At 72.7% G+C, this 25,210-nt stretch carries 23 protein-coding genes, 3 pseudogenes and 1 riboswitch; of the genes and pseudogenes, 12 read left to right on the forward strand and 14 right to left on the reverse strand.

All coding sequences use genetic code 11. From position 1 onward, the window contains the following. The first annotated feature begins 70 nt into the window (after positions 1 to 70). Positions 71 to 697, forward strand: a complete 627-nt coding sequence (locus KIF24_RS34800) for a universal stress protein (protein ID WP_221086485.1) — start codon at positions 71 to 73, stop codon at positions 695 to 697. A 97-nt stretch (positions 698 to 794) separates the two neighbouring features. After that, complete coding sequence (locus tag KIF24_RS27400) at positions 795 to 1,616, forward strand: zf-HC2 domain-containing protein (RefSeq protein ID WP_221087578.1); 822 nt, start codon at positions 795 to 797, stop codon at positions 1,614 to 1,616. 42 nt (positions 1,617 to 1,658) lie between these two features. Here the strand turns inward: KIF24_RS27400 and KIF24_RS27405 are convergent. Further along, positions 1,659 to 1,835 (reverse strand): annotated as a pseudogene (locus KIF24_RS27405) (RNA polymerase subunit sigma); the annotation flags it as partial. A 538-nt stretch (positions 1,836 to 2,373) separates the two neighbouring features. On the opposite strand from KIF24_RS27405, the gene KIF24_RS34805 reads away from it, so the two are divergent. After that, the gene (locus KIF24_RS34805) at positions 2,374 to 2,913 is read left to right on the forward strand and encodes an ATP-binding protein (protein WP_331461306.1); all 540 of its coding nucleotides are present in this window, start codon (positions 2,374 to 2,376) and stop codon (positions 2,911 to 2,913) included. 65 nt (positions 2,914 to 2,978) lie between these two features. On the opposite strand, the gene KIF24_RS27415 is transcribed toward KIF24_RS34805, so the two are convergent. The 3 genes from KIF24_RS27415 to KIF24_RS27425 form a co-directional block, all read right to left on the reverse strand. After that, positions 2,979 to 3,152: a CsbD family protein gene (locus KIF24_RS27415; protein ID WP_221086486.1), complete on the reverse strand. Its 174-nt coding sequence runs from the start codon at positions 3,150 to 3,152 to the stop codon at positions 2,979 to 2,981. 72 nt (positions 3,153 to 3,224) lie between these two features. Continuing rightward, positions 3,225 to 5,480 (reverse strand): heavy metal translocating P-type ATPase, encoded by a 2,256-nt coding sequence (locus KIF24_RS27420; RefSeq protein WP_407939966.1) that lies wholly within the window; start codon positions 5,478 to 5,480, stop codon positions 3,225 to 3,227. Between the two features lie 85 nt (positions 5,481 to 5,565). Next, positions 5,566 to 5,778, reverse strand: a complete 213-nt coding sequence (locus KIF24_RS27425; protein ID WP_221086488.1) for a heavy-metal-associated domain-containing protein — start codon at positions 5,776 to 5,778, stop codon at positions 5,566 to 5,568. 119 nt (positions 5,779 to 5,897) lie between these two features. On the opposite strand from KIF24_RS27425, the gene KIF24_RS27430 reads away from it, so the two are divergent. From KIF24_RS27430 to KIF24_RS27440, 3 genes are all read left to right on the forward strand, one after another. Continuing rightward, on the forward strand, positions 5,898 to 6,194 hold the full coding sequence (locus tag KIF24_RS27430) for a metal-sensitive transcriptional regulator (protein ID WP_088986622.1): 297 nt from the start codon (positions 5,898 to 5,900) through the stop codon (positions 6,192 to 6,194). Between the two features lie 311 nt (positions 6,195 to 6,505). Then, a complete protein-coding gene (locus KIF24_RS27435) occupies positions 6,506 to 7,858 on the forward strand; it encodes a YibE/F family protein (protein ID WP_221086489.1) in 1,353 nt (450 codons plus the stop codon). 166 nt (positions 7,859 to 8,024) lie between these two features. Beyond that, positions 8,025 to 8,156: riboswitch (cyclic di-AMP (ydaO/yuaA leader) on the forward strand. A 3-nt stretch (positions 8,157 to 8,159) separates the two neighbouring features. After that, the gene (locus KIF24_RS27440) at positions 8,160 to 9,173 is read left to right on the forward strand and encodes a coiled-coil domain-containing protein (RefSeq protein WP_221086490.1); all 1,014 of its coding nucleotides are present in this window, start codon (positions 8,160 to 8,162) and stop codon (positions 9,171 to 9,173) included. A gap of 88 nt (positions 9,174 to 9,261) precedes the next feature. On the opposite strand, the gene KIF24_RS27445 is transcribed toward KIF24_RS27440, so the two are convergent. Then, complete coding sequence (locus tag KIF24_RS27445) at positions 9,262 to 9,960, reverse strand: carbonic anhydrase (protein ID WP_221086491.1); 699 nt, start codon at positions 9,958 to 9,960, stop codon at positions 9,262 to 9,264. Between the two features lie 200 nt (positions 9,961 to 10,160). Here KIF24_RS27445 and KIF24_RS27450 point away from each other — a divergent pair, with 200 nt between their 5' ends. The 5 genes from KIF24_RS27450 to KIF24_RS27465 all read left to right on the forward strand — a co-directional run bounded on the left by KIF24_RS27450 (position 10,161) and on the right by KIF24_RS27465 (position 13,333). Next, on the forward strand, positions 10,161 to 10,496 hold the full coding sequence (locus KIF24_RS27450; RefSeq protein WP_221086492.1) for a helix-turn-helix transcriptional regulator: 336 nt from the start codon (positions 10,161 to 10,163) through the stop codon (positions 10,494 to 10,496). A 125-nt stretch (positions 10,497 to 10,621) separates the two neighbouring features. Further along, the gene (locus KIF24_RS27455) at positions 10,622 to 10,930 is read left to right on the forward strand and encodes a hypothetical protein (RefSeq protein ID WP_221086493.1); all 309 of its coding nucleotides are present in this window, start codon (positions 10,622 to 10,624) and stop codon (positions 10,928 to 10,930) included. Positions 10,931 to 11,244: 314 nt separating this feature from the next. Beyond that, positions 11,245 to 11,778 (forward strand): hypothetical protein, encoded by a 534-nt coding sequence (locus tag KIF24_RS27460; protein ID WP_230415937.1) that lies wholly within the window; start codon positions 11,245 to 11,247, stop codon positions 11,776 to 11,778. Next, entirely contained in the window at positions 11,706 to 12,032 is a 327-nt protein-coding gene (locus KIF24_RS33550) for a hypothetical protein (RefSeq protein WP_230415938.1), read from the forward strand. The genes KIF24_RS27460 and KIF24_RS33550 overlap by 73 nt, the downstream gene beginning before the upstream one ends. A gap of 56 nt (positions 12,033 to 12,088) precedes the next feature. Further along, positions 12,089 to 13,333, forward strand: coding sequence for an AI-2E family transporter (locus KIF24_RS27465; protein ID WP_407939967.1), 1,245 nt, complete (start codon positions 12,089 to 12,091; stop codon positions 13,331 to 13,333). Positions 13,334 to 13,378: 45 nt separating this feature from the next. On the opposite strand, the gene KIF24_RS27470 is transcribed toward KIF24_RS27465, so the two are convergent. Then, the gene (locus KIF24_RS27470; RefSeq protein WP_221086494.1) at positions 13,379 to 14,047 is read right to left on the reverse strand and encodes a dienelactone hydrolase family protein; all 669 of its coding nucleotides are present in this window, start codon (positions 14,045 to 14,047) and stop codon (positions 13,379 to 13,381) included. Positions 14,048 to 14,209: 162 nt separating this feature from the next. Here KIF24_RS27470 and KIF24_RS27475 point away from each other — a divergent pair, with 162 nt between their 5' ends. Then, positions 14,210 to 14,389 carry a hypothetical protein gene (locus KIF24_RS27475; RefSeq protein ID WP_221086495.1) on the forward strand — a complete coding sequence of 60 codons (180 nt, stop codon included), beginning with the start codon at positions 14,210 to 14,212 and terminating at the stop codon, positions 14,387 to 14,389. Positions 14,390 to 14,420: 31 nt separating this feature from the next. Here KIF24_RS27475 and KIF24_RS27480 read toward each other — a convergent pair. From KIF24_RS27480 to KIF24_RS27515, 8 genes and pseudogenes are all read right to left on the reverse strand, one after another. Beyond that, positions 14,421 to 16,339, reverse strand: a pseudogene (locus tag KIF24_RS27480) (glycoside hydrolase family 65 protein). Next, positions 16,336 to 17,088, reverse strand: coding sequence for an HAD family hydrolase (locus KIF24_RS27485; RefSeq protein ID WP_221086496.1), 753 nt, complete (start codon positions 17,086 to 17,088; stop codon positions 16,336 to 16,338). Before KIF24_RS27485 ends, KIF24_RS27480 begins: the two are co-directional and overlap by 4 nt. 119 nt (positions 17,089 to 17,207) lie before the next feature. Further along, a complete protein-coding gene (locus tag KIF24_RS27490) occupies positions 17,208 to 17,672 on the reverse strand; it encodes a DUF4442 domain-containing protein (protein ID WP_221086497.1) in 465 nt (154 codons plus the stop codon). Between the two features lie 288 nt (positions 17,673 to 17,960). Beyond that, the gene (locus KIF24_RS27495) at positions 17,961 to 19,262 is read right to left on the reverse strand and encodes an ABC transporter ATP-binding protein (protein WP_221087580.1); all 1,302 of its coding nucleotides are present in this window, start codon (positions 19,260 to 19,262) and stop codon (positions 17,961 to 17,963) included. A 146-nt stretch (positions 19,263 to 19,408) separates the two neighbouring features. Then, positions 19,409 to 21,615 (reverse strand): annotated as a pseudogene (locus KIF24_RS27500) (bifunctional glycosyltransferase/CDP-glycerol:glycerophosphate glycerophosphotransferase). 15 nt (positions 21,616 to 21,630) lie between these two features. Further along, entirely contained in the window at positions 21,631 to 23,634 is a 2,004-nt protein-coding gene (locus KIF24_RS27505) for a DUF5941 domain-containing protein (RefSeq protein WP_221086498.1), read from the reverse strand. Then, entirely contained in the window at positions 23,631 to 24,377 is a 747-nt protein-coding gene (locus tag KIF24_RS27510; RefSeq protein ID WP_221086499.1) for an ABC transporter ATP-binding protein, read from the reverse strand. Before KIF24_RS27510 ends, KIF24_RS27505 begins: the two co-directional genes overlap by 4 nt. Beyond that, the gene (locus tag KIF24_RS27515; RefSeq protein WP_221086500.1) at positions 24,377 to 25,204 is read right to left on the reverse strand and encodes an ABC transporter permease; all 828 of its coding nucleotides are present in this window, start codon (positions 25,202 to 25,204) and stop codon (positions 24,377 to 24,379) included. Before KIF24_RS27515 ends, KIF24_RS27510 begins: the two co-directional genes overlap by 1 nt. Between the last annotated feature and the right edge of the window lie 6 nt (positions 25,205 to 25,210).

The following is a 25,210-nucleotide window of genomic DNA, read 5'->3' on the forward strand; positions in this document are numbered from 1 at the left end:
GGGGTAGTCGCGGGCATGGCCGAATCCGTCCTGCCCGCGTCGAGCGACCGATCCGCCGGCCGGGTGCGCCGTGTCTGACTGGTGGTACGTGGCGCTGGTCGCGGTGCTGTGGCTGGCCATCGGCCTGGGCACGGCGGCGCTGTTCGTCACCCGGGGTGGGCACCGCAGCCCGCTCTGGTATCTGGTGGGCGGGCTGCTCGGCCCGCTGTTCGTGCCCGTCGCCGCCGAGCGGGGCCGGGCTCGCCCGCAGATCGTCGACGTACGCCACCAGCCGGCCGAGCCGCTCGGCAACGGGCTCCGGGTGCTGGTCGGCGTGGACGGGTCGCCGCACTCCGACCGGGCACTGCGCGCCGTCGCCCACGCCCTCACCGGAACCACCAGCGAACTCGTCCTGGTCACCGTGACCAGTCCCGACCTGACCGACGACGAGGCCCGGCGGGACCAGGCGCGGGCCCGGCGCATGATCGACGAGCGGGCCGCCGGGCTGCCCGCCGGGCTGCCCAGGCCCACCACCGAGATCGTCACCGGCCATCCCGTAGACGCGCTGCTGACCGTCGCCGACGACCGGGACGTCGACCTGCTGGTGGTCGGCCGCCACGGCCACGGGCTCGGCGACCGGCTGCTCGGCAGCGTCGCGGAGGGTCTGACCCACCGTTCGGCGCGTGCCGTCCTGCTCGGCAGCCTGCCCGATCGCTGACCACCCCGGCGGCGCCCGCACCCGACTGGTGGCCGCCGGCGGCGGTTCCCGCGGCCCCGCCGGGAACCATGCCCGGCCGGCGAGCGACTACCGGTACATGGGGTGTGAGCAGTGGCGGGAGATCCTGTCGGCACAGTTGGACGGTGAGGCCACCGCGGACGAGCAGCGCACGGTCGGTGCACACCTGAAGTCCTGCGCCGGCTGCCGAGCCTGGCTGGAATCGGCGGCCGGGGTGACCCGGCGGGCGCGTACCCAGGTGGTGACCACGCTGCCGGACCTGACCGGGGCGATCGTGGCCGCCGCGCCGCCGCCCCGCCGGCGCTGGCACCGGCTCCGCACGGCCGCCGACCCGAGCCGCTGGGCCGCCACGCTCGGCGGGCGCGCGAACGTCGTCACCGGGCTGCGCGCCGCGCTGGGTCTGCTCGGCGCGGTGCAGCTGATCCTCGGGCTGGCCCAGATCGGCCGGTCCGAGCTGAGTGAGCACCTGCACGGCACCGGCCAACACCTGTGGCACGAGTCGGCCGCCTGGAACGTCGCGGTCGGTGCCGGTTTCCTGTTCGTCGCGCTGCGCCGGACCTCGCCGTCGGGGCTGCTGCCGATGCTCAGCGCCTTCGTGGTCACCCTCGTACTGCTGTCGGTGAACGACCTCGTCGCCTCGCAGGTCGCCGTGGAACGGCTCGTCAGCCACGGGTTCCTGGTGGTCGGCTACCTGATCACCGCGATGCTGGCGCACAGCTCGCGGCAGCCCGGTGATCCGAGCGACCGGCGCCGGCCGGAGCCGGCCCGCTGGCGGCTGCGCCTCGACGAGGCCGAGGAGCCCGCGCCCCTGCGCCTGCTGCCGCCCTACTCCGCCCAGGCCCGGCACGGCTCCGCCCACGCCCGGCACGGCCGGGACCGCGACCATCGCCGCGCCGCCTGACGGCACCGCCCCTCCGGCGTGCGGCCGGACGTCAGCCGGCCCGGCCACCTCGGCGCGCATCCCGGCCGGTGTCGCCTCCGCGGCTGCCTGCCAGTCGGCGAGGTTGGCGATGCGGGGCCGGCAGGTGGCGGCCCGGACCTGGTCGACGGCGACCCGGCGGGCGATGGCGAGCAGCCAGGTCCGCGCCGTGGACCGGCCGGCGAACGACGGCAGCGCCCGCCGAAAGTCCTGCGGATCGGTCGGCTCGGCCGGCACCGTAAACTGCACCGATGGGGCGCGTGACGTGAGCGAGCGCAGCCGGAGTGCCGTCATGAACGACCAGGCGCCATGGCCCGACCTGTTCCGCACCGCGCTGGATCGTTCGGGCCTGGAACCCGCCGACGACGAGTTGGTGCTGGACGCCGACGGGCTCCGCCTTCTCGACCACCGGGCCCTCAGCCACCTGAGCGAGTACGCCCAGGATCTCCGGAGCACCGTCGTGCTGCGGGCTTTCCGCCCGGGGGTCGCTCGGCTCGCCGCCCTGCCGGCCGTGCGGGTGGAGGTGCCGCGATGAGGACGGGTCCGGCCGCCGGGCGCACCGGCTACTTCCACGAGGCCCTCTGCTACGGCTCGGACGAGGAACTGCTCGCCGTCGTGGTGCCGTTCCTGGTGGGCGGCGTCGAGGCGGGCGAGCCCACCTTCGTGGCGCTCGGCGAGCGCACCGGCGGCCTGGTCCGGGCCGCGCTACCCGCCGACGCGAAGGTCGAGTTCCTGTCCGGTGGCGACGTCTACGGCCGGCCCACCGCCGCCATCCGGATGTACCCATCCGTGCTTCGCGACCGCCGGCGGTCGGCATCTGCCCAGCGCCGACTACCTCGCCCCGGAGGCGTTCCTGCGCCAGGATCGCGCGGCGCCGCCCGACCCGATCCAGACGGCACCACCACTGGTCGAGCTGACCGACCCCACGGCCGCCCAGGCCCGGGCGGCCGTGCACCGTGCCGGTCAGGGGCCGTTGCCGGACGACGAGTTCGACGACTTCGTGGTCGCGGTCAGCGAGGTCGTCACCAACGGGCTCCGGCACGGCCGGCCTCCGGTCCGCTTCCGGCTGTGGGCAGGCACGGACCGCATCGTGGCCACCGTCGGTGACGCCGGTGCCGGTCCGGACGACCCGTACGCCGGGCTGCTGCCCACCGCCGGCGGGAGGCCGGGCGGGTTGGGCCTGTGGATCACCCACCAGTCGTGCAACCACGTGACCCACTACCGCGACGCCGACGGTTTCACCCTGCGGCTCACCGCCGGCCGGCCGCCGCTCCGGTAGGCGTCCGGCCAGACACGTGACCGCCGGGCCGGCGATCGCCGGCCCGGCGGTTCGTCGCGTACCGACTACCTGCGGAACGCGTCCTTGATCTTCTCGCCGGCCTGCTTGAGGTTGGCGCGCATCTGGTCGCCGCGACCTTCGGCCTCCAGCCGCTCGTCGTCGGTGGCGCGGCCCACCCCCTCCTTGACCTTGCCGGTGGTGTTCTCGGTGGTGTTGTTGAACTTGTCCTCGACACCCATTGCAGCCTCCCGGGGATTCGGTCGTTACGCCCAGTCAGATACCCAGCCGGCCGGTGGCCAACCCGTCCGGGCTCAGGAAGCCGGGCGGAACCGGCGCAACCGGAGACTGTTCGCGACCACGAACACCGAGGAGAAGGCCATCGCCGCGCCGGCGATCATCGGGTTGAGCAACCCGGCGGCGGCCAGCGGCAGCGCCGCGACGTTGTAGGCGAACGCCCAGAACAGGTTGCCCTTGATGGTGCCCAGGGTGCTGCGGGCGAGCCGGATCGCGTCGACCGCGGCCAGCAGGTCGTCCCGCACCAGGGTCAGGTCCGACGCCTGGATCGCCACGTCGGTGCCGGTGCCCATGGCCAGGCCGAGATCGGCCTGGGCGAGCGCGGCGGCGTCGTTGACCCCGTCGCCGACCATCGCCACCGCCCGGCCCTGCGCCTGCAGCCGGGCGACCACCGCGACCTTCTCCGCGGGGAGCACCTCCGCGATCACCTCGTCGATGCCGACCTCGGCGGCGACCGCCCGGGCGACGGTGACGTTGTCGCCGGTGAGCAGCACCGGCGTCAGGCCGAGCGCGCGCAGCCGTCGTACCGCCTCCGGGCTTGTCGACCTGACCCGGTCGGCCACGGTGAGCACGCCGCGGGCCCGGCCGTCCCAGCCGACCAGCACGGCCGTGCGTCCCGCCGCCTCCGCGTCGGTCGCCGCCCGTGTGATGCCGTCCGGTAGGGCCAGCCCTCGCTCGCCGAGCAGCCGGGGCCGACCGAGCAGCACCTGGCGACCGTCGACGATGCCGGTCACGCCCAGCCCTTCGACGTTGGCGAAGTCGGTGACCGGCGGCAGTGCGTCCGCCTGGGCGGCACCGGCCACGATCGCCCGGGCCACCGGGTGCTCCGAGCCGGTCTCCAACGCGGCGGCCAGCCGCAGCACCTCGTCGTGGTGCTCACCTTCGCCGGGGGTCACGTCGAGCAGGGTCATCCGGCCGGTGGTCACGGTGCCGGTCTTGTCCAGCACGACCGTGTCCACCCGCCGGGTGGACTCCAGTGCCTCCGGTCCCTTGATCAGGATGCCGAGCTGGGCGCCACGGCCGGTGCCGACCAGCAAGGCGGTCGGCGTCGCCAGGCCGAGGGCGCACGGGCAGGCGATGATCAGCACCGCCACGGCGGCGGTGAACGCGGCGGTCGGCCCGGCACCGGCGACGAGCCACCAGCCGAGCGTGCCGAGGGCCAGGGCGATCACGATCGGCACGAAGATCCCCGAGATGCGGTCGGCGAGTCGCTGGGCGGCGGCCTTGCCGGTCTGTGCCTGCTCGACCAGCCGGGCCATCTGGGCGAGCTGGGTGTCGGCCCCGATCCGGGTGGCGGTGACCACGAGCCGGCCGCCGGCGTTGACGCAGCCACCGACCACGGTGTCGCCCACACCCACCTCGACCGGCACCGACTCGCCGGTCACCAGGCTCGCGTCGACCGCCGAGGAACCCTCGTCCACCGTCCCGTCGGTGGCGATCTTCTCACCGGGGCGCACCACGAAACGGTCTCCCACCGCGAGCTGGTCGACCGGTATCCGGGTCTCCGTCCCGTCGCGCAGCACGGATACGTTCTTGGCGCCCAGCTCCAGCAGCGCCCGCAGCGCCGCCCCGGCGGTCCGCTTCGAGCGGGCCTCGAAGTAACGCCCGGCGAGGATGAACGTGGTCACCCCGGCCGCCGTCTCCAGGTAGATGTTGCCGGCGCCGCCGGTGCGGTCGATGTCGAAGCTGAACGGGTGGGTCATGCCGGGCATGCCGGCGGTGCCGAGGAAGAGCGCCCAGAGCGACCAGCCCAGGGCGGCCAGTGTGCCGAGCGACACCAGTGTGTCCATGGTCGCCGCGCCGTGCCGCAGGTTGACCAGCGCGGCGCGGTGGAACGGCAGCCCGCCGTAGGCGACGACCGGGGCGGCCAGGGTCAGCGACAGCCACTGCCAGTAGGTGAACTGCCAGGCCGGCACCATGGCCAGCACGATCACCGGGACGCTCAGCGTCACCGACACCCAGAACCGGGTACGCACGGCGGGCAGCCCGTCCGCCGGTTCGCCCGCGTCGGCCGGGGTGGCCGGTGCCGGCAGCGTGGCGCGGTAGCCGGTCTGCTCCACCGTGGCGACCAGGTCGTCCGGGCTCACGGAGACGTCGTAGGAGATGGTCGCCTTCTCGGTGGCGTAGTTGACGGTGGCCTGCACGCCGTCCATCCGGTTCAGCTTCTTCTCGATCCGGGCGGCGCAGGCGGCGCAGGTCATCCCGCCGATGGCCAGCTCGATCAGGTGCGGCGCGGTGGTCAGCGGTCGGCTCGTCGTCATGGCTGGTCCCATCGGTCGTGCTCGTGTCCGGGCGTGCCGTGCCCGTCGTAGGTTCCGCTCGTTCCCGGTGTCCCCACCGAGGCCGGTGTCGGCCGGCTCAGGCGCCGGCCAACTCGTAGCCGGCCTCGTCGACGGCCGCGCGCACCGCGTCGTCGGTCAGCGGCTGGTCGCTGATGACGGTGACCAGGCCGGCGGCCAACTCGACCTGTACGTCCTTGACGCCCGGGATCGCGGCGACCTCGGTGCTGACCGCGTTGACGCAGTGCCCGCAGGTCATCCCCTGCACGTGATAGGTGGTGGTGGTGACCATGGCGACGCCCCTCTCCGCACCCGCCCGGTGGGGCGGGCACAACATCGAACGTACCCGCAGGGGGTATCTGACACCAGTGACGGTACCATACCCCTGGGGGGTAGGTTACGCTTGTCCGCATGACCACACCCGCGCCGATCCGCGGCTACACCGCCAGCAAGGACCAACTGCTCGCCCGGCTGCGCCGGGTCGAGGGCCAGGTGCGCGGCATCGAGAAGATGGTCGACGACGATCGCTACTGCATCGACGTGCTCACGCAGATCTCCGCCATCCAGGCCGCGCTGGACAAGGTCGCCCTCGGCCTGCTCGACGGGCACGCCCGGCACTGCATGCACGAAGGCGCCGCGGAGGGCCGCGCCGACGAGATGGCCACCGAGATGATGGCCGCCGTCGGCCGCCTGATGAAGCGCGGCTGACCGGCCCCGGCCCACCACCGCCTGCCGCGAACCGCCGACGAGGCCACGCGAAAACTGCGTTCCGAACCCGGGCTGGCTACCATTCGCACACCATGGCCAGCCGAAATCCGTGCCCTGCGGCCCGCGTCCGCCGTCCGGCCCACGCCCCCGTGAACGCCGGAAGGCCGTCCAGCGCCGTCCAGGGCTCACGGTACGCAGCCGCCATGCCACGCCCGGGCGCCTCGGGCCGCAGGTGGCCACCATCGTCCGGCAGCGCTGAACCGTCTCGCCCGTCGACACGTACTCCGTCATGAATCGTTGGGAGACACCGAATGGGCGCCGACCACACCCGTTCCGCTCCGCCCACCCCACCCCGGGTGCGGCGGATCCTTGTCGTGACGGTGGTCCCCCTCTTCCTCGCCTCCCTGGTCGCCGCCCTCGTGCTCTGGCCCCGGGACGCGCCGCGACCGGAGACCGCCGACGACACCCCGCGCTACCACGGCACGGTCACCCGGGTGGTGAGCGAGCCCTGCCCGCCCAGCCCTGAGGTTCCGGAGGGCACCCCGACCACGGCGGCAGGGCCGTGCGGCACGGTCACCGTCCGGGTGCAGAGTGGTCCGGACGCCGGCCAGGAGGTGCAGACGCCCATCCCCGCCGGGCCCGGGGCACCCCGGGTCGGGGTCGGCGACGACATCATCCTGGTCTCGCTGATCGATCCGGAGGATCCGTCGATCAGCACCTACAACGTCGCCGAGCACCAGCGCGGCAAGCCGCTGATCTGGCTCGGGGTGCTCTTCGCCGCGGCGATCGTCGCCTTCGGGCGGTGGCGGGGCGTGGCGGCCCTGGGCGGTCTGGCGGTCACCTTCGCCATTCTGCTGACCTTCGTGCTACCCGGCATCAGCTCCGGCCAGCCGCCGCTGGTGGTGGCCATCGTCGGGGCATCTCTGATCATGTTCGTGGTGCTCTACCTGACCCACGGCGTGTCCGCCCAGACCTCGGTGGCCGTACTCGGCACGCTCGGCAGTCTGGTGCTCACCGGCCTGCTCGGCCTGGCCGCCACCGGGGCCACCGAGCTGACCGGTTTCGGCAGCGAGGACGCCACCACGCTGTCGATGTTCCGCGCCGACGTCGACCTGCACGGGCTGCTGCTTGCGGGCATCATCATCGGCTCACTGGGAGTGCTGGACGACGTCACGGTCACCCAGGCCGCCGCGGTCACCGAACTGCGCCACGCCAACCCCAACTTCTCCCGCCGCGAGTTGTACCGCTCGGCGACCCGCGTCGGGCGCGCACACATCGCGTCGGTGGTCAACACCATCGTGCTGGCGTACGCCGGCGCCTCACTGCCGCTGCTGCTCCTGCTCACCGCCGACTCCCGCGCGCTGGGCCAGATCCTCACCAGCGAGTTCCTCGCGCAGGAGATCGTCCGCAGCGTGGTGGCCACCCTTGGGCTGGTTGCCGCCGTGCCGCTGACCACCGCCCTGGCCGCGGTGGTCACCACCGCCGGACGCCGCGAAGCCGTCGGCGGCGACAAGAACGGCGACCACGCCCCGGCAGCCCGCCGGCCGGCAACCGACCGGGCCGAGGCACTACACGCGCTCGGCACCCCGCCCACCCGTGACCCGTCCCCCGCCACCCACTCCGGGTGGCCCGACCCGAACAGGAGCACGGACACCGCATGGTGACACTCCTCAGCGTGACCGCCCCTGCCGATACGGCTCGTTTACGTGTCGTCGGTCACTCAAAGCGATTACGAAATGACGTATCTCGTCGGGTTCGGGGCGTAGAAGGACAGATGGACTGTCGGGTAACCTCACTGCCGGTCACCGACGAAGGCGTGAAGCGGCGCCTGCGGTGCCACCGCCCAATCGCCGTCAGGCGAGCCGGGGACCCAGGTACGTGGGGTGAATCCGCGAGAGCGGTAGGGACCACTTCCGTCCCGAACCCGTCAGCTAACCCGGTCGGCGGTCGATGGAAGGGACAACAGTGACGGCACCCCTACGCCGCTGGATGACACCCGTGGTGGCCGTGTTCGCCGCGTTCGCCGTGTTCGCCGGCCCGTTGCCGGCGACAGCCGCGCCGAACAACCCGAAACCGGCCGAGCACGACGACGACCCGCCGATGCTCAACGAGCTGATCGAGACGACCAACCGGGACTACTCCAAGGCAAAGTCCAAGCTGGAGAAGTCCAAGAAGCGGCAGCTCCAGCTGGCGGTGGAGGTCCGCCGGGCCCAGGCGGATCTCGACGAGCTCTCCCCGCAGGTCGCAGAGATCGCCACCCAGTCGTACCGGACCGGCCGGGTCGGCGCGATCGTCATGCTGCTGCAGAGCAACGCCCCCGACTCGTTCATCGACCGCGCCTCCGCGCTGGACGAGCTGAACCTGGTCAACGACAAGAAGTTGAGCGAGGTCAACGAGGTCAAGCTCCGCGCCGAGCAGGCCAAGCTCGCGCTCGACGCCGAGGTACGCGAGCAGCAGAAGCTGACCAACGACATGGCGCGCAAGAAGTCGGAGGCGGAGAAGTCGCTCCGGCTGGTCGGTGGGGTCGGCCTCACCGGCGGTCTGGTGGACGCCACCTCCCCGGTGGCCCGCGTCGGACCGAACCGGGCGTCGGACGGCGGCTGGAAGTCCGAGTCGTGCAGCCAGAACGACCCGACCACGTCGGGGTGCATCACGCCGCGGACGCTGCACATGTACAAGGAGGTCAAGCGGGTCGGCTTCAACCGGTTCGTCGGCTGCTTCCGGCCCGGCGACAGGTTCGAGCACCCCAAGGGCCGGGCCTGTGACTGGTCGTTGCAGAACAGCGGCTTCCGCCCCTGGCACAACAACGACACCCGGATCTACGGCAACAACCTGGCGGCATTCCTGGTCCGCAACGCCGACCGGCTGGGCGTCTACTACGTGATCTGGAACCGGCAGATCTGGTTCCCGGCAACGGGGTGGAGTTCCTACAGCGGCCCGTCGAACCACACGGACCACGTCCACGTCTCGCTGCTCTGAGAGCGCCCGCCAGAGCCGGCACCGAGGGCCGTTCCGCCGACCGGCGGAACGGCCCTCGCGCTCCGCTGCGGAGCCTGGGACGTGGCGGTCAGGCGGCGGGCATCACCACGCCGGCCAGGTCGGCGGGCTCCGACGCCACCGCACGCACCTCACCGGCGGCCAGCCGGTACGACATGCCCACCACCGCGCAGCGCCCGGCAGCCACCTCGGCGGCGAGTGCCGCCGAGGACGCCAGCATCGCCTCGACGGTCTGCGCGATGTGGATGTCGACGATCCCGTCCAGATCCTCCACCCCGGCGTCCTGGGCGTGACGCAGGCTGGGCACCACGGCGTCCACCACGGCCCGCAGGTGACCGGTGGGTGCGATGCCGGTGGCCACCGCCGCGCGCGCCGCCTGCACGGCACCGCACGAGTCGTGTCCGAGCACCACCACCAGCGGCGTACGCAGCACCGTCACCGCGTACTCCACGCTGCCCAGCACCTCGGGACCGACGGTGTGCCCGGCGGTCCGGACCACGAAGAGGTCACCCAGCCCGCGATCAAAGATGATCTCCGCGGCGAGCCGGGAGTCGGAACAGCCGACGATCACCGCGAAGGGGTGCTGCTCGGCCGCGACGGCGGCCCGGCGCCCGGCGTTCTGGTTCGGGTGCCGGAGCCCGTCGGTGACGAATCGCTGATTGCCGGCGATCAGCTCGGCGAGCGCCAGCCGCGGGGCGCCGGGCAGGTCTGCGGTCAGGAACTCCCGTTCCGGTCCCGGCTGCGCGCCGAGTGATCCGGGTCGGCTCATCCGGCTTCACCTCGTCTCTCGGTGGAATGCCTGGTCATCCCGGCCGACGCTGGTCGCGGGCTGCCATCACCGTCACACGCAGCGCAAGGCACGTCAAGCTATGCGTGATATACATTTCATGTGTCCGTCGGCGCTCGCCCATGGCGGGTGGGGTCGCGCGAGACGGGCGCGGCCCGAGCACCCGAACGGCAGGTCATACGATGGCGAACATGGCGACCACTGGCGAGCGGGAAAGCACCCGGAACTGGACTTTCCTCACGAACCACGCTCACGTACTACTCGCCATCGCCCGTAACCCCACCGCCCGGCTTCGCGACGTCGCGACCGAGGTGGGCGTCACCGAACGCGCCGCCCAGGCGATCGTCGCCGACCTGGAAGCAGGCGGCTACCTGCACCGCACCCGCGTCGGCCGGCGCAACGAGTACACCCTCAACCCGACCGGCCGGTTCCGCCACCCGGCGGAGGCCGACCGCCAGGTCGGCGACCTGTTGGCGCTGTTCACCAAGGAGCCGGTGACCGGCGCCGCCGATCACTGACCTGCCGACCGGGCACGAGCGACGCCGCCGACCGGGGGCGTCCGAACCGGACGACGTGGTGCGCTTCACGATCCGCGGCCGGTCGTGGCGGTGCGGTTCTCCGGCCACGGGGATAGGTTGAACCCGTGCCGTCCCTCGTGCTCGCCCGTCCGATGTGGCCGGCGACGCTGCGCGCACTGCGGGGGTTGACCCGGCTGGCCCTGGCGTCACTGGTGCTCGCCGTCGGGCTCGGTGGCATCGCGGCCGATCTGCCGGCCCGGCCCAGCACGGTTGAGCTTCCGGCCGTCGCCACCCGGCCCGCCGCGGCACCCGACCGGGTGGCCAACCCGGCCCCGGCCTGGCACGAGCGGGCGGCGACCGCGATCGCTCCATCGGCCCGCTCCGAGCGCGCCGGCACCACCCCGCCGCGGGCAGCACCATGCCGCGCCCGGTGATCGCCACGGCCATCGCCGGCCCTCGGCCCGTCGCCGCCCCGCACTCCGCCGCCGGCGAGGGCGAGCCGACGCGGCGCGGGCCACCCGCCACCTGACCGACGGCTCTCGACGGCGCCACATCCGGCGCGAGGCCCCATCGGCGCACGGCAGCACGACCCCGTCGTGCCGGCGACGCTCACCGGCCACCGGACCTCCCCCGCGACGACAAGCGGATCGGCACCAGTGAGGCGTACCCGCGCCGCTTCGGTCGACCAGCCCTCGCCGCCCCGCCCACCACAGTCGACGAACCTCAACCCGACCCCGAGGTGTTGATGATGCGAACCGCACTCTCCTCCGTCCTGCTCGACCTGCCACGGGCCGCCGCGATCTGGCTGAGCCTGCTCGGCCTGGTGACGTTCGCCGTCGCCGGCCTGCTGCTACGCCCCCGACTCCTCCGCTTCGACGCCGGCACCCGGATCCGCGAGGCCGCGCTGCCGGGCCGGCCGGCGCACTCCGACGAACAGCGCGACCAGGACCGCTGGGCCGAAGAGGTGACGGTGGCCGCCGGCCGGGCCGAGGCGACGGCACGCCGCCGACGCGACGAGTGGCTGGCCGCCCAGGACGAGGCCGAGCGGGCATGGCAGGCGTACGAGGTGGCGGAGGCCGGTGTCCGCCGGTTGTCGGGCGCCGCCGGCCTGCCCTGCCGCAGACCCCGCGCACCCCCGCCGAGTACGCCGACCGCGAGCGTTGGCTGCACCGAGCCGCCCTGGACGCGTACTGGCGGCGGGAACTGTCGGTGGAACAGCTCAGCGACGTCTTCGCGCACCGGGGTTGGGATCCCCGGCTGCACCCGGTCGAGCAGGAACTGATGCTCCGCCGGGCGGTGCGCGACCACCTCCACGCCCGCCGGCAGGACGCCCGGGAACGGGAGCAGACCGCCTGGCGGGCCGCGGAACTCGCCGCCGCCGCGGCACGCAGCCTGCGGGAGGAGGCGTCCGGTGCGCTCCTGCCGGCGGCCGAGCAGGACGAGTCCGTGCTGCCGCTGACCGCGCTCGCCGGCACCGAGCAGACCCGGGAGATCCCAGCGGTGATCGTCGGGCGGGCACCGGTCGCCGCCTACTGACCCACGCCGACCGGAACCTGCTCCGAACCGGCCGGCGGGCACCTAGCGTGGGATCGGTGTCGGAAGGACGCCGGCCGGGTATCGACCTCGCCGGGGCAGAGGAGGCCGACGTGGTCGCAGGAGCGGGGCACACGCCCGCCAAGAGAACGGACCGGAACGCCGGCCCACGCCAGACCTGGACGGCCCTGCCCTGGCTGGTCCGCTCCGCAGTGGTGTGGAGCGCCTGCCTGGTGGTCATCGCCGCCGGGTTCTATCTGCTGGCCCGGATCACGATGCTGATCACCCCGCTGGCCATCGCCGTGGCCGCCACCCTCTTCCTCGCCGCGCTGCTCGACCCGGTGCAGCTGGCACTGCGCCGGCTGCGGCTACCCGCCGCGCTGGCCGCGCTGCTCACCGTCCTGTTGCTACTCGGCGTCCTGGGTGGTGTCGGCGCGCTGGTGTGGAACATGACCGCCAGCCAGTTCGGCGAGTTGGGCGAAGAGCTGCGGCAGGGGCTGGCGCACACCCGCGACTTCGTCACCTCCACCCTTCCGGTCACCGACGAGCAGCTCGACGGGTTGCTCACCCAGTTGCGCCAGGCAATCAGCCAGCAGGAGGTCGACCCGGTCTCCAGCGCCCGGACGGTGGCCGAGGTCTTCGGCTCCGCCCTGCTCGCCCTCGTACTGCTGTTCTTCCTGCTCAAGGACGGCCGAGCGATGTGGCACTGGACGTTGCGCCGGATGACCGGGCCGAACCGGGCGATCACCGCCGAGGCGGGGCGGGTCGGCTGGCGCACCCTCGGCTCGTACAGCCGGGGCACGATGCTGATCGCCGCCATCGACGCGATCGGCATCGGCCTGGCGCTGGTGCTGCTCGGCGTGCCACTCGCCTTACCGCTGGTTTTGATCACGTTCATCGGCGGCTTCGTGCCGATCATCGGCGCCACCGTGGCCGGCGCGGTCGCGGTGCTGGTGGCGCTGGCCGCCGAGGGCCCCACCACCGCCCTGCTCACCCTGGCCGCCGTGATCGCGGTCCAGCAGATCGAGGGCAATCTGCTGGAACCGCTGGTCATGAGGCGTCAGGTGCGACTGCATCCGGTGGTCATCCTGCTCGCGGTGACCGCCGGCACCCTCATCGCCGGCATCGCGGGTGCCTTCGTCGCGGTCCCGATCACCGCCGTCGCCTGGCGCATCATCGACAGCGTGCAGCGCCAACGGCAGGCCGCCGCGGCGCCGTCCGGCCCCGGCTCGCCAGCACCGCACGACTCGCCGTCACCGGCCGGCCCACCGTCGGAACGACACCCCGAACCCGATCCGGCCTGACCGTCGCTGGCCGCCATCCGGGGCCGCCCCCGCCAGGACGGCCCGCTAGACGGTGGTGGGATGGGGGTGCAGGTGATCGTGGAACCAACCGGTTGCCGCGTCGGCGACGTGTTCCAGGGTGCCGGGTTCGGAGAAGAGGTGCGTCGCGCCGGGGATCACCCGCAGCTCGGCCGGCGCCGTCAGCCGGCTCAGCGCCTGCTCGTTGAGGGCGATGACCTGCTCGTCGAGCCCACCGACCAGCAGCAGGGTGGCGGCGCGTACCTGGCCGAGGGCGACGCCGGCAAGATCCGGGCGGCCACCCCGGGACACCACCGCACGCACCAGGTCAGCTCGCTGGGCGGCGGCGACCAGGGCGGCGGCGGCACCCGTGCTCGCGCCGAAGAGGCCGACCGGCGCCTCGCCGAGGGGCCGCTCGGTGCCCAACCAGTCCACCACCCCGGCCAGCCGGTCGGCCAGCAGCCCGATATCGAAGCGCAGCTCCGCGGTGACCGCGTCCACCTCGTCCTCGGCCGCGGTGAGCAGATCGACCAGGACGGTACCGAGCCCGCTGTCGGCCAACCGGCGGGCCACCGCCACGTTTCGCGGGCTGTGCCGGGAGCTGCCACTGCCGTGCGCGAACAGCACCACCCCGACCGGCGTAGCCGGCACCAGCAGGTCCGCCGGCAGGTTGACCTCGCCCGCCGGGATCGTCGCCTCGCCGTCGCGTACGTCCATCGCGCCTCCAGGTGACTGCCTTCACCGGCCCGGTTACCCCGGCCGGTCGACACCACGCCACCGACCCGGCACACGTTTGCGCCCGGGGGTTCCGGGTAGCCGACGGGAGACCGCAGACGGACCGGCGTCACCGGCGCCGCCGACCAGATCGCGAGGACCGTCATGCCGCATCACCACCGTGAACCCGTGCAGTCGGCCGCCGAGCGCGAGCGGCGGGAAGCGGACGCGCAGCGCGGACGGGACTGGGCGGACGACGCTGCCCAGGCGCGTTCGGCCGACGATCCGCGGGCGAGGACGCCCCACGACGCCACCGGCCGGCCCTCCCAGGGCGAACCGATCTGATCCGCCGCCCGAGAGGGCCGGCGGCACCGCCTCAGGCCGGGTCCTCCGGCAGCCGGAGCAGGGAGCGCGGCCCGGCGCCTGCTCCGGCGCCGGCAGGTCGGTGCGCGGCGGCGGGTTCGGTACGGTGACCGACTCGTCGCAGGTGATCTGGACCGGCTTGCCGTGGTGGCGCACCTCCATCACCGCGTCCGGCTCGGCGTGATGCAGGGCGTACGTCGTCTCGTGCCTGCGTACGTCGACCCGCAGCCGCATCCCGCACCACTGCACCGAGAACGACAGGCCGTTCAGCCGGCTCGCCAGGCGGGGCGAGAAGGACGGCACCCCGTCGTGGTCCCGCAACCCACCGAAACCGGCGACCAACGCGATCCACGCGCCGGCGAGCGAGGCCATGTGCACCCCGTCGCGCGTGTTCTCGTTCAGGTCGTGCAGGTCCATCAGCGCCGCCTCGCGCAGGTAACTGTGAGCCAGATCGGGATAGCCGACCTCCGCCGCCAGCACCGCCTGCGTGCAGGCCGACAGCGAGGAGTCCCGGACGGTGCGCCGCTCGTAGTAGAGGAAGTTGTGCAGCTTCTCCTCCGCGGTGAACGCGTCTCCCCGCCAGTGCATCGCCAACACCAGGTCGGCCTGCTTGACCACCTGCTTGCGGTACAGGTCGAAGTACGGATAGTGCAGCAGCAGCGGGTACTTGTCCGGCGGGGTCTGCGCGAAGTCCCACTCCTGTAGCCGGGTGAAGCCCTCCACCTGCTGGTGCACGTCGAGATCCTCGTCGTACGGGATGTGCATGGCCGTCGCGGCGTCGCGCCACGCGGCGGCCTCCTCGTCGGTGACCCCGAGGTGGTACGCCTCGTCGCGGTACCGCATCACCACCTCGGCGGCGGCACGCAGGTTCCGCTGCGCCATCAGGTTGGTGTAGACGTTGTCGTTCTTGACGGCGGTGTACTCGTCCGGGCCGGTCACGCCGTCGATGTGGAATCGGCCGTCGCGGTCGTGGTGCCCGAGCGAGCGCCAGAGCCGCGCGGTCTCCACCAGCAGGGTCAGGCCGATCTCCTGTTCCAGCTGCCGGTCCCCGGTGACCAGCACGTAGCGGCGTAGCGCGTCGGAGATGCCGGCGGCGATGTGGAAGGCCGCGGTGCCCGCCGGCCAGTAGCCGGACGACTCCGGCCCCTCGATGGTGCGCCAGGGGAACGCGGCACCCTCCAGGTTGAGCGTGCGCACCCAGTCCTCGTACCCCTCTGACCCGATGGAGGCCCGCGCGGGGGTGTTCACCTCGTGGTCCATCGCCGCCGCGACCCGCAGCCCGGAGACCTTGGTCCGGTGGATCAGCAGGCCGCCGGCGGAGGTGGTCAGCTCCTCCTCCGCCTGAAGCGGCGACTCGAGCACCGCGGCGACCCGGGGGTCGCGGCTCTGCGGAGGCAGCGTCTCGTTGGCCACCAGCTCGGATTGGACGATCAGCCGCAGCGGCTCCCCGTCGGCCACCTCCACCTCGTAGCGGATCGCGGCCACCGAGCGCTGCCGGAAGGAGACCAGCCGGGTGGTGTTGACCCGGACCTCCCGGCCCGCCGGCGAGCGCCAGTGCAGCGACCGGTGCAGGGTGCCGGCACGCAGGTCGAGGATCCGCTCGTGGGCGATCACCTCGCCGTAGCGCACGTCGAGCGGCTCGTCGTCGACCATCAGCCGGATGAGCTTGCCGTTGGTGACGTTGACGATGGTCTGGCCGGACTCGGGGAAGCCGAACCCGGCCTCGGCGTACGGCAGTGGCCGCAGCTCGTAGAACGAGTTGAGGTAGGTGCCGGGCAGGCCGTGCGGCTCCCCTTCGTCCAGGTTGCCGCGCAGCCCGACGTGCCCGTTGGACAGCGCGAAGACCGATTCGGACTGGGCGAGCACGTCCATGTCGAGCCGGGTCTCCCGGACGTGCCACGGCTCGACCGGGTACGCCCGCTCCCGGATCACTCGGGCCGCCCGGCGTCGAGCAGGTCGGCGAGGTCGGCGACCACCACGTCGGCGCCGTGTGCGCGCAGTTCGTCGGCCTGCCCGGCCCGGTCGACCCCCACCACGTAACCGAACCCGCCGGCCCGGCCGGCTTCGACGCCGGCGAGCGCGTCCTCGAAGACGGCCGCCCGCTCCGGTGCCACGCCGAGCAACTCCGCCCCGGCGAGGAAGGTGTCCGGTTGCGGTTTGCCGCGCAGCCCCTCGGCGCGGGCGGTCAGCCCGTCCACCCGCGCTTCGAGCAGCGGCTCCAGGCCGGCGGCGGCGATCACCTCCCGACCGTTGGCGCTGGCCGTGACGACCGCCCGGCGCAGCCCCGCCGCGGCCACCGCCTTCAGGTACGCCACGGAGCCGGGGTAGACGTCCACGCCGATGGTGCGGATCCGCTCCAGCACCCGGGTGTTCTTCTGGTTACCGAGACCGTGCACGGTCTGCGCGCCGGGCGGATCCTCCGGGGAGCCCTCCGGCAGGGTGATGCCGCGCGAGGCGAGAAAGGTGCGTACTCCGTCGAGACGGGGGCGGCCGTCGACGTACCGGTGATAGTCCGGGCCGGGGTCGAACGGCCGGAAGGGCTCGCCGGTGGCGGTGGCTCGGCGCCGGAGGAAGTCGTCGAACGTCTCCGTCCAGGCGGCGTTGTGCACCCCGGCGGTCTGCGTCAGCACACCGTCCAGGTCGAAGAGACAGGCGGTCACATGATCAGGCAGGCCGAGCATCGTATGAATCTATCCGCCGGCGCGTACCGCCAAACGCACTTCGAGGCAGACCGGCGCGGCGGGCCCGGCCGGCCCCTGCGACCGGTGGGCCGATCCGCCCGCTGATGTCCGCAAGCGGGTCAGTTCGGGCGGAGGGTCCAGATGACGGTCATCTCCGAGGTCGGCTTGCCCGCCTCGGTGGCGATCTCCACGAGCACCGGGAACTCCGGCCGCTGGCCGGCCTCCAACTCCGCGATCACCTGGGCCGCTGGGCGGCCGAGCCGGGCCGTCGCCAGCACCGCCCCCATGGCGAGCTTGCGATAGGCGATCTCCGCCCGCACCGCCAGCGGCGTGGCCCGGTCGAGCAGGTGGCCGAACGCGGCCAGCACCACCGCGCCGGAGGCGGTCTCGCCGAGGGTGAACATGGCCCCGGCGTGCGGGCCGCCGAGATGGTTGTGGGTGGCCGGCGAGTCCGGGAGCCGGACGACCGCCCGGACACCGCCGTCGGCCTCGGGAGCCACCTCGACGAATTCGAAGCCGAGCGTGCGGGCGAAGGGCACCGCCTCAAGCATGCCGGCCGCCACCTGGCGCGAGTCGATGGTCATACCCACACGCTACCCATCGGTAACTTGCCGGACAAGCCGGATCTGTGGCAGTGCGGCAAGCCGACACGCCGCACCAGGGGCATCCGCACTGCCACAGATAGGCACCCACCCGCTACCCCCACCCGTTACCCCCACCTCCACCCCCACCCCCCACCCCGTTGATCATGCAGTTGTGGCACTCGATATGCGCCGAACACGGTCTTTGTCACGTGCCACAACTGCATGATCGACGTCAGCGGGGGTGGGGGTGGTGGGGTGGGTGGGTGGGGTGGGTGGGGTGGGGTGGGGTCAGCGCCAGCCGACGTCGATGCGGTCGCCGCGCTCGTCGAAGAAGTGCAGCGCGTCCATGCGTACCTTGATCGCGAGCGGGTGGCCGGCGGAGACGGCGGGGTACGGCGCGAGCCGGACCGCCAGTTCGGCCGGGCGGCGGTGGTGGCGACCCGGGTCGTGCAGCACGCTGGTCCGGGTGCCGTTGACCGATGGTGCCGCCGGCTCGCCGGCCCGCCCGGTGAACCGCTGCATCACCTGGCTGAAACGACGCAGGCCGCGCTGGCCGGGCGGGGTCTCCGCGTCCGCCGGGCCGCCGACGTCGTCCACCACGATCGCGGTGGCGCCGATGTCGAGAAAGGCCAGCGACTCGTGACCGTGGTGTTCCAGGTAGCGGATCCGACCCTGGAGCACGTCACCCACGGTGTCCGGGGCGACCGGAGTCAGCGCCTCGGCCCGCATCCCGACCACGATCCGCTCGCCGTGGTAATGCGCCACGGCCCGGCTGCGGATGTCGTCCCAGGGCAGGTAGAGCGCCTGCTCGCCGAGGGTGAGGGTGACGTACCGGTCGAGGTGGACGTAGACCGACGCCTCCAGCAGGTTCATCCGGGGGCTGCCGAGGAACGCGGCGACGTAGAGGGTCGCGGGGCGGCCGTACACCTGGGTCGGCGTACCGACGTCCTGTAGCACGCCCTTGCGCATGATGGCGACCCGATCGGCCATGGTCAGCGCCTCGGCCTGGTCGTGGGTCACGTAGATGGTGGTGACGCCCAGCTCGCGGGTCAGGCCGGAGATCTCCGCCCGCAGCTCCGCCCGCAGGCCGCTGTCCAGGTTGGACAGCGGTTCGTCCATCAGGAACAGACCGGGCCGGCGCACGATCGCCCGGCCCATCGCGACCCGCTGCCGCTGCCCGCCGGAGAGCTGGCTGGGCCGCCGCGCCAGCACGTCGCCGATGCCGAGGGCGCTGGCCACGTCACCGACCCGCTCGCCGCGCGGGGTGGGCTCGACGCCCGCCAGCTTCAACGGAAAGGCGATGTTGTCGTTGACGCTCATGTGCGGGTACAGGGCGAAATCCTGGAAGACCATGGCGATCTTCCGCTCCCGCGGCGGCAGGTCGTTGGCCAGTTCGCCGTTGAGCATCACTGCCCCGGCGGTCGGGTCCTCCAGCCCGGCGACCATCCGCAGCACGGTCGACTTGCCACAGCCGGACGGGCCGAGCAGCACCATGAACTCACCGTCGTTGACGTCGAGATTGATGCTGTCCACCGCGACCGTGCCGTCCCGGAAGACCTTCGTGACATCCTTGAGCGCGACGGTGGTCACCGTCTCCTCCCCCAGCTCGTCGGCGAAACTTCCGATGACTGTGTCCACCCCCGCGCCGACGGCACATCGGGTAAACGTGCCATGTTCGAATCGTGACAGACCTATTACGTTCAATCGAGTGGAGGCGATCGCCTGGAAATTGCCACTCAGGCAATCGTCTCGCCGAGAAATGCGCGGCGCACCACCCGCTCCGCGGCGTGGCCGTCCTCCAGTGCGCAGAATCGCTCCCGGAACCGCGCCCGAGCCTGCTCGGCGGCGGGTGAACGCACCTCGCCGGAGCGGAACACGTCGACCAGCTCGCCGAAGGTACGCGCCACCGCACCGGGCGGCTCGGCGGTGATGTCGAGGTAGACCCCCCGGGTCAGCCGGTAGGCGTCCCAGTCCGGCGCGTAGATCACGATCGGCCGGTCCAGGACGGCGTAGTCGAACATCGCCGACGAGTAGTCGGTGACCAGCACGTCGGCCGCGAGGTAGAGGTCCTCGACCCGGGGATGCGCGCTCACGTCCAGGATCCGCCCCCGAGCGTCCCGGGGCGGCAGCCGCCGATCCCGGTCGTGGAAGTAGTGACTGCGCATCAGCAGCAGCCCGGACGAGCCGAGTCCGTCGAGGAACCGTTCCGGGTCGAACGGTGGCCGGTACCTGGGCAGATGCTCCCGGTGCGTCGGGGCGTACAGCACGACCTGCTCGCCGAGGCCGGCGCCGAGTTCCGCACGCAGCCGCAGCACGTCCTCGGCGGTCGAGGTGACCAACCGGTCGTTGCGCGGATACCCCACCTCGAGGTTGGTGTACCCGGCCGGGTAGGCACGCTCCCACATCTGGGTGGAGAAGCTGTTCGAGGTGACGCTGAAATCCCAGCGGTCCACCCGGCGCAGCAGTCCGGCGAAGTCCATCCCGGCCGCGCCCAGCGGATAACGCTGCTGGTCCAACCCCATCACCTTGACCGGCGTGCCGTGGTGGGTCTGTACGTGCACCGTGCCCGGCCGCTTGCGCACCGAGTCCGGAAAGTTGACGTTGTTGACCAGCCACCGCGCCCGGGCCAGCACCCGGTGGTACGCGGCCGTACCGGCGACGACGTACTCGACCCCCTCGGGCAGGGTGTGCACCCGGTCCCGCCGGACGATCCACACCCCCCGGACGTGTGGCGCCAGCCGGCGCGCCGCCTCGTAGATCGCGGCCGGGTTGCAGGCGTAGCCCCGGTACCAGTAGGCGGCGTAGACCGCGAGGTTCTCCTCGACCGCCCGCTGGCGTTCGGCCCGCTGGTACTGGTGCAACACCGCGTCGCGGGCCAGCCGGGCACTCCGCCGGGCGGGCGGAAGCACCCGCCGCCGGGCCTGGCCGGCGACCCGGCGAGCGGCCTCCCCGCCCGGCTGGCGGCCCGCAACGCGCTGAACGTACGCCACCTACCGGCCGCCACCAGCCGGTGCTTGAGCCCGGCCACCCCGTCGGGCAGCCGGTGCCCGTCGGGCGGCCGGTGCCCGTCGGGCGGCCGGAAACGGGCGTGCTCGATCGCGACCCGGGCGAAGAAGGTCGGCCGCAGCTCCGGCGCGATCCGGTCACCGTTGCCGAGGACCGTCAGGTAGTGCCACATCATCCGTTCGAAGATCACCGGCCGCAGTTCCTCGGCACCGAGCCGGTCCAGCTCCCGGAACACCCGGTGCCACTGCTCGAACACCTCGAAGTGCCGCTCGCCCCGGGTCCTGGTGATCGCCCCCGCCCGCCGCTGCCGGTAGTTCACACAGACCACGTCCAGTACGCCGATCCGGTCGGCGGCCAGCAGCACCGGGTAGCTGAACGAGACGTCCTCGTACCAGCCGGGGGCGAAGCGCAGCCCGGCGCCGGTCAGGAACCGTCGGCGGACCAACCGGTTCCAGGCGGTGTGCAGCAGTTCCAGCGTCTCCGGCCGCTCGGTCAGCCGGAACGTGACCGGCCCGGGTGGCTCCGGGAAGGCGTCGGCCATCGCGCTGCGGGTCACCGTGTCGTCCCAGTGCGCGCGTACGTGATCGACGATCAGCACGTCGGGTCGGGTTACCCGGAGTCGGGCGGCGACCTCGACGAGACAGTCCGGGGCGAGCCAGTCGTCGCCGTCGACGAACCAGACGTACTCGCCGACGGCCCGGTCCAGACCGATGTTGCGGGCCGGCCCCAGCCCGACGTTGCGGTCCAGCCGCACGGCCGTCACCCGCTCGTCGCGGTCGGCGTACTCGGCGAGGATGTCGCCACTGCCGTCGGGCGAGCAGTCGTCGACCCCGATCACCTCGATGTCGGCAGCCGGCTGCGCCAGGATCGAGTCGAGACATTCCCGCAGGTAGCCCTGCACGCGGAAGGCCGGGACGACGAAGCTGATCAGCGTCATCGTCCCGGCCCCCCGTCAGAGCTTCGCGTGACCTCCCGTACCTACCGGCATCGGCGCGGCGCGCGCCGGCCGGACCACCCAGGCCAGCACCACGCTCGCCACGAAGAGGGCCAGGAGGTAGATACCGAGTGTAGCCAGACCAATGCTCACGATTCCGGCGATCGCCGCCAGCGTCAGCAACACCGACCGCCCCTCCCAGCCGAGCGTCGCCGGGTGCAACGGCGGGGCCGGCTGCCGCTTCTCCAGCCGGGCGACCAGGTCGTAGTGGTGCAGGGCGAGCACGAAGACGTAGCCGAAGACCAGCCAGGCCGGCGCGCCGCCGATCAACCCGACCGCGATGGCGAACAGATACTCGGCGGCCCGCAACGCGGCCGGCACCAGCCAGTCCAGCGGCCCGTTGTGCGCCGCCCCGGCGCCGGTCGCCGCCCCGAGCAGCACCAGCAGCGCCACCGGCACCGCCCAACGCAGCGGTGCCGCCGCCTCGCCCGCGCCGTCCCCGCCCGGGCCGACCGCGCCGGCCAGCACCGCCGCCAGCAACAGCGCCGCGGCACCGAGCGCCGCGACCACCGCGAGCACCAGCGGCCCCGGCCGCCGCAGCACCGGCAACCGGGTGGCCAGTGGGCCGTCGTCGCGGTGCAGGGTCGCGTCGACCGTGTCCAGCACCGGCACCCACATCCAGCGCGCCCGCAACGTACGCAGTGCCCCGGTGTACGCCAACGCCGACACGCCCCAGGTCAACACCGCGATCAGGGCGACCCGCTGGTCGAACAGCGCCGCGGCCACCGCGATCAACGCCCACCGTTCCCCGATCGGGAAGACCACCGTGCGCTTGAGCCAGTACGACACCGAGCCGGCGTCGGCCTGCACCCGGGTCGACGCCGCGTTCAGCCGGTCACCGATACCGCCGCCGGTGCCGCCGCCGACGTTCCTCGGCCGGCGGGCCGCCTCGTCGTGCAGTACGCCGTACCACGCGTCGGTCATGTGCCGCACCGTCTGCAACGTCATCGCAGCGATGGCCAGCGCCCAGCCGTACCGGAACCCGGCCGCGGTGGCGCCCCACCCGAGACCGCCGTAGACGAGGTACTCCTTCGCCCGGTCGGCCATCGTGTCCAGCCAACCGCCCCAGGCGCTGAAGTCGCGGGTGTAGCGGGCCACCTGGCCGTCCACGCAGTCCAACACGAACCCGAGGTAGAGCAGCACCGCACCGGCCACCAGCGACGGACGGCCGCCGGCGGCGAACAGCGCCGCCGCGGCCACCGCGAAGGCCACCGACAGCATGGTCACCACGGTCGGGCTCAGTCCCAACCTGGCACAGGCCTTGGTGACGTACGGCGACCAGGTGCTGACGAAGAAGGTGGTGAAGAAGTCGTCCTTCTCCTTCACCGACAGCCGCAGCTCGGCCCGGTCCTCGTCGACGGCGGCCACCGCCGCCTCCGCCCCGGCCAGCCCGGCGGCGTCGTCGACCCGGTGCGCGACCAGCAGGCGCACCCGGTGGGCGAAGACCAGCGCGCCCTGCCCGGTGAGCGAGGCGAAGACCTGGTCCACGAGCGGCCCCGGCACCCCGGCAGCGCGGCCGGCGGCGACGGCCCGAGCGGCGGCGGCCAGCGCCGGCACGTCGTCCCGGCCGACCCGCACCGCGCCGCCGAAGACGCCCGTCGCGGCCCCGTCCAACTGCTCCGAGCGGCCGGCCTCCACCACCTGGCCACGCTCCTCGCGTAGCACCGTCCGCCCGCCGGTGGGGCGGTCGGTGAGCACCAGCGCCACGGTCGGACCGACCGGGCTGGTCACCAGGTGGCGCAGTACGGCGGTGTGCGCCACCAGGTCGGCGCCGCTGACCACCACCGGGCCACCGGCCCGACCCGCCAGCTCCGCCAACTCGTCCAGGTCGGCGGCGACCCGCACCTCCGACACTCCGGCCCGGCGCCACTGGCCGGCCAGCCCGTCGACCAACGACTCGCCGCCACCCGTCGGCAGGCTCGCGGCCGGCGCGCCGGCGGCGAGCACGATCGCGAGGGTCACCGGGGAACCGCGTCGTGGTATGCGGCCAGCGCCTCGGCGATGGTGCCGTCGACGCTCAGCCGGCCCGCGTCGAGGAAAAGCCCCCGGCGACAGAACCGGGTCAGATCCTTTTCGTTGTGTGACACCAGCACCAGAGTGCGCCCCTCCCCGAGCAGACGTTCGATGGTCGTGTAGCACTTCGCGCGGAACTCGGCGTCCCCGACCGCCGTCACCTCGTCCATCAGCAGGATCGGATGCGGCAGGTGGGAGATGATCGCGAAGCCGAGCCGGACCTTCATGCCCGACGAATAGTGCCGGGCCGGGGTGTCGATGGCCCGTTCCACCTGCTCACCGGCGAACGAGACGATCTCGTCGAAGTGCCGCTTCAGGTACGCCGACGACAGCCCGTGCAGGCCGCCCACCAGGTACAGGTTCTCCCGCCCGGTCAGCTCGTTGGAGAAGCCGGCGGAGAGTTCCAGCAGCGGGGCGACGTCGCCGCTGACCCGAATCCGCCCCTCGTCGGGGATCAGCACCCCGGCGATCAGGCGCAGCAGGGTGCTCTTGCCGGTGCCGTTGCGGCCGATCACCCCGAGGGTCTCACCCGGTGCCACCGCGAAGGTGACGTCGCGCAGCGGCCAGAACCGGCCGTCCGAGGCACCCCGCGTGCCCCGGTGGATGAACAGCTCCCGCAGCCGCAACTGCCGGCGGCGGTTGCGGACGAACCGGATGCCGAGGCCCTCCGCCTCGATGATCGACTCAGCCATCAGAGTTCCTTGAGCACGGCGGGTTCGAGCCGGCGGAACGTCCACCAGCCGGTCACGAGCAGCAGCAGGCTGATGCCGATGGTGGTGGCGAGCATCCGGGTCCCCGGGAACTCGTCCGGGTACCACACGGCGTGATGCAGTTGGAAGATTCCGACCAGCGGGTTGAGTTCGTAGCCGAACTTGAGCCAGCCGGGCAGCTCCGAGTCGCGCACCAGACTCAGCGGGTAGATGATCGGCGTGGCGTAGAAGAGCACCCGGATGATCAGGCGCATGAATCGCTCCACGTCCCGCATCAGCACGTTGAACGCCGACAGCAGCAGCGCCAGCCCGATCAGCAGGGTCGCCTGCACCAGCACCGCGAGCGGCAGGGACAGCATCGACCAGCCCGGCTCGATCCGGCCGTCGGCGGCGTACCAGATCGCGATGGCGGCCAGGATCGGCAGGCCGGCGGCGTACTCGGCGAAGCGGGCGGCGACCCGACCGACCGGGAAGACCTGCCGGGGCACGTTCATCGTGGTGATCAGCCGGGACTGGCCGGTGAGGGCGTGGGTCGCCTCGCTCAGCGCCGCGCTGGTCCACATCCAGGCGAAGATCCCGGTGATCAGGAACAACGGGTACGACCCGGCGGCCTCACCGAGATGCCGGTTGGTGTCGCGGGAGTAGAGGACACCGAAGATGAACCAGTAGATCGCGCCCATGCCCAGCGGCTCGATCAGCGACCAGAGGTAACCGAGCACGGACTGCTGGTACTTGACCGCGAGATCGCGCCTGACCAGGATGCGCAACGAGTTGCGGTGCGACCACAACGCCCCGACGCCAGAGGTCACCGCCGC

It is taken from the genome of Micromonospora tarapacensis, assembly GCF_019697375.1.
GTDB lineage: Bacteria > Actinomycetota > Actinomycetes > Mycobacteriales > Micromonosporaceae > Micromonospora > Micromonospora tarapacensis.

Excerpts from the sequence above, each read along its gene's own strand:
- KIF24_RS27400 (WP_221087578.1), top strand. The coding sequence starts at position 795 with ATGGGGTGTGAGCAGTGGCGGGAGATCCTGTCGGCACAGTTGGACGGT.
- KIF24_RS27415 (WP_221086486.1), bottom strand. The coding sequence starts at position 3,152 with ATGGGTGTCGAGGACAAGTTCAACAACACCACCGAGAACACCACCGGC.
- KIF24_RS27420 (WP_407939966.1), bottom strand. The coding sequence starts at position 5,480 with ATGGGACCAGCCATGACGACGAGCCGACCGCTGACCACCGCGCCGCAC.
- KIF24_RS27425 (WP_221086488.1), bottom strand. The coding sequence starts at position 5,778 with ATGGTCACCACCACCACCTATCACGTGCAGGGGATGACCTGCGGGCAC.
- KIF24_RS27430 (WP_088986622.1), top strand. The coding sequence starts at position 5,898 with ATGACCACACCCGCGCCGATCCGCGGCTACACCGCCAGCAAGGACCAA.
- KIF24_RS27435 (WP_221086489.1), top strand. The coding sequence starts at position 6,506 with ATGGGCGCCGACCACACCCGTTCCGCTCCGCCCACCCCACCCCGGGTG.
- KIF24_RS27445 (WP_221086491.1), bottom strand. The coding sequence starts at position 9,960 with ATGAGCCGACCCGGATCACTCGGCGCGCAGCCGGGACCGGAACGGGAG.
- KIF24_RS27450 (WP_221086492.1), top strand. The coding sequence starts at position 10,161 with ATGGCGAACATGGCGACCACTGGCGAGCGGGAAAGCACCCGGAACTGG.
- KIF24_RS27460 (WP_230415937.1), top strand. The coding sequence starts at position 11,245 with ATGCGAACCGCACTCTCCTCCGTCCTGCTCGACCTGCCACGGGCCGCC.
- KIF24_RS27470 (WP_221086494.1), bottom strand. The coding sequence starts at position 14,047 with ATGGACGTACGCGACGGCGAGGCGACGATCCCGGCGGGCGAGGTCAAC.
- KIF24_RS27475 (WP_221086495.1), top strand. The coding sequence starts at position 14,210 with ATGCCGCATCACCACCGTGAACCCGTGCAGTCGGCCGCCGAGCGCGAG.
- KIF24_RS27485 (WP_221086496.1), bottom strand. The coding sequence starts at position 17,088 with ATGCTCGGCCTGCCTGATCATGTGACCGCCTGTCTCTTCGACCTGGAC.
- KIF24_RS27490 (WP_221086497.1), bottom strand. The coding sequence starts at position 17,672 with ATGACCATCGACTCGCGCCAGGTGGCGGCCGGCATGCTTGAGGCGGTG.
- KIF24_RS27510 (WP_221086499.1), bottom strand. The coding sequence starts at position 24,377 with ATGGCTGAGTCGATCATCGAGGCGGAGGGCCTCGGCATCCGGTTCGTC.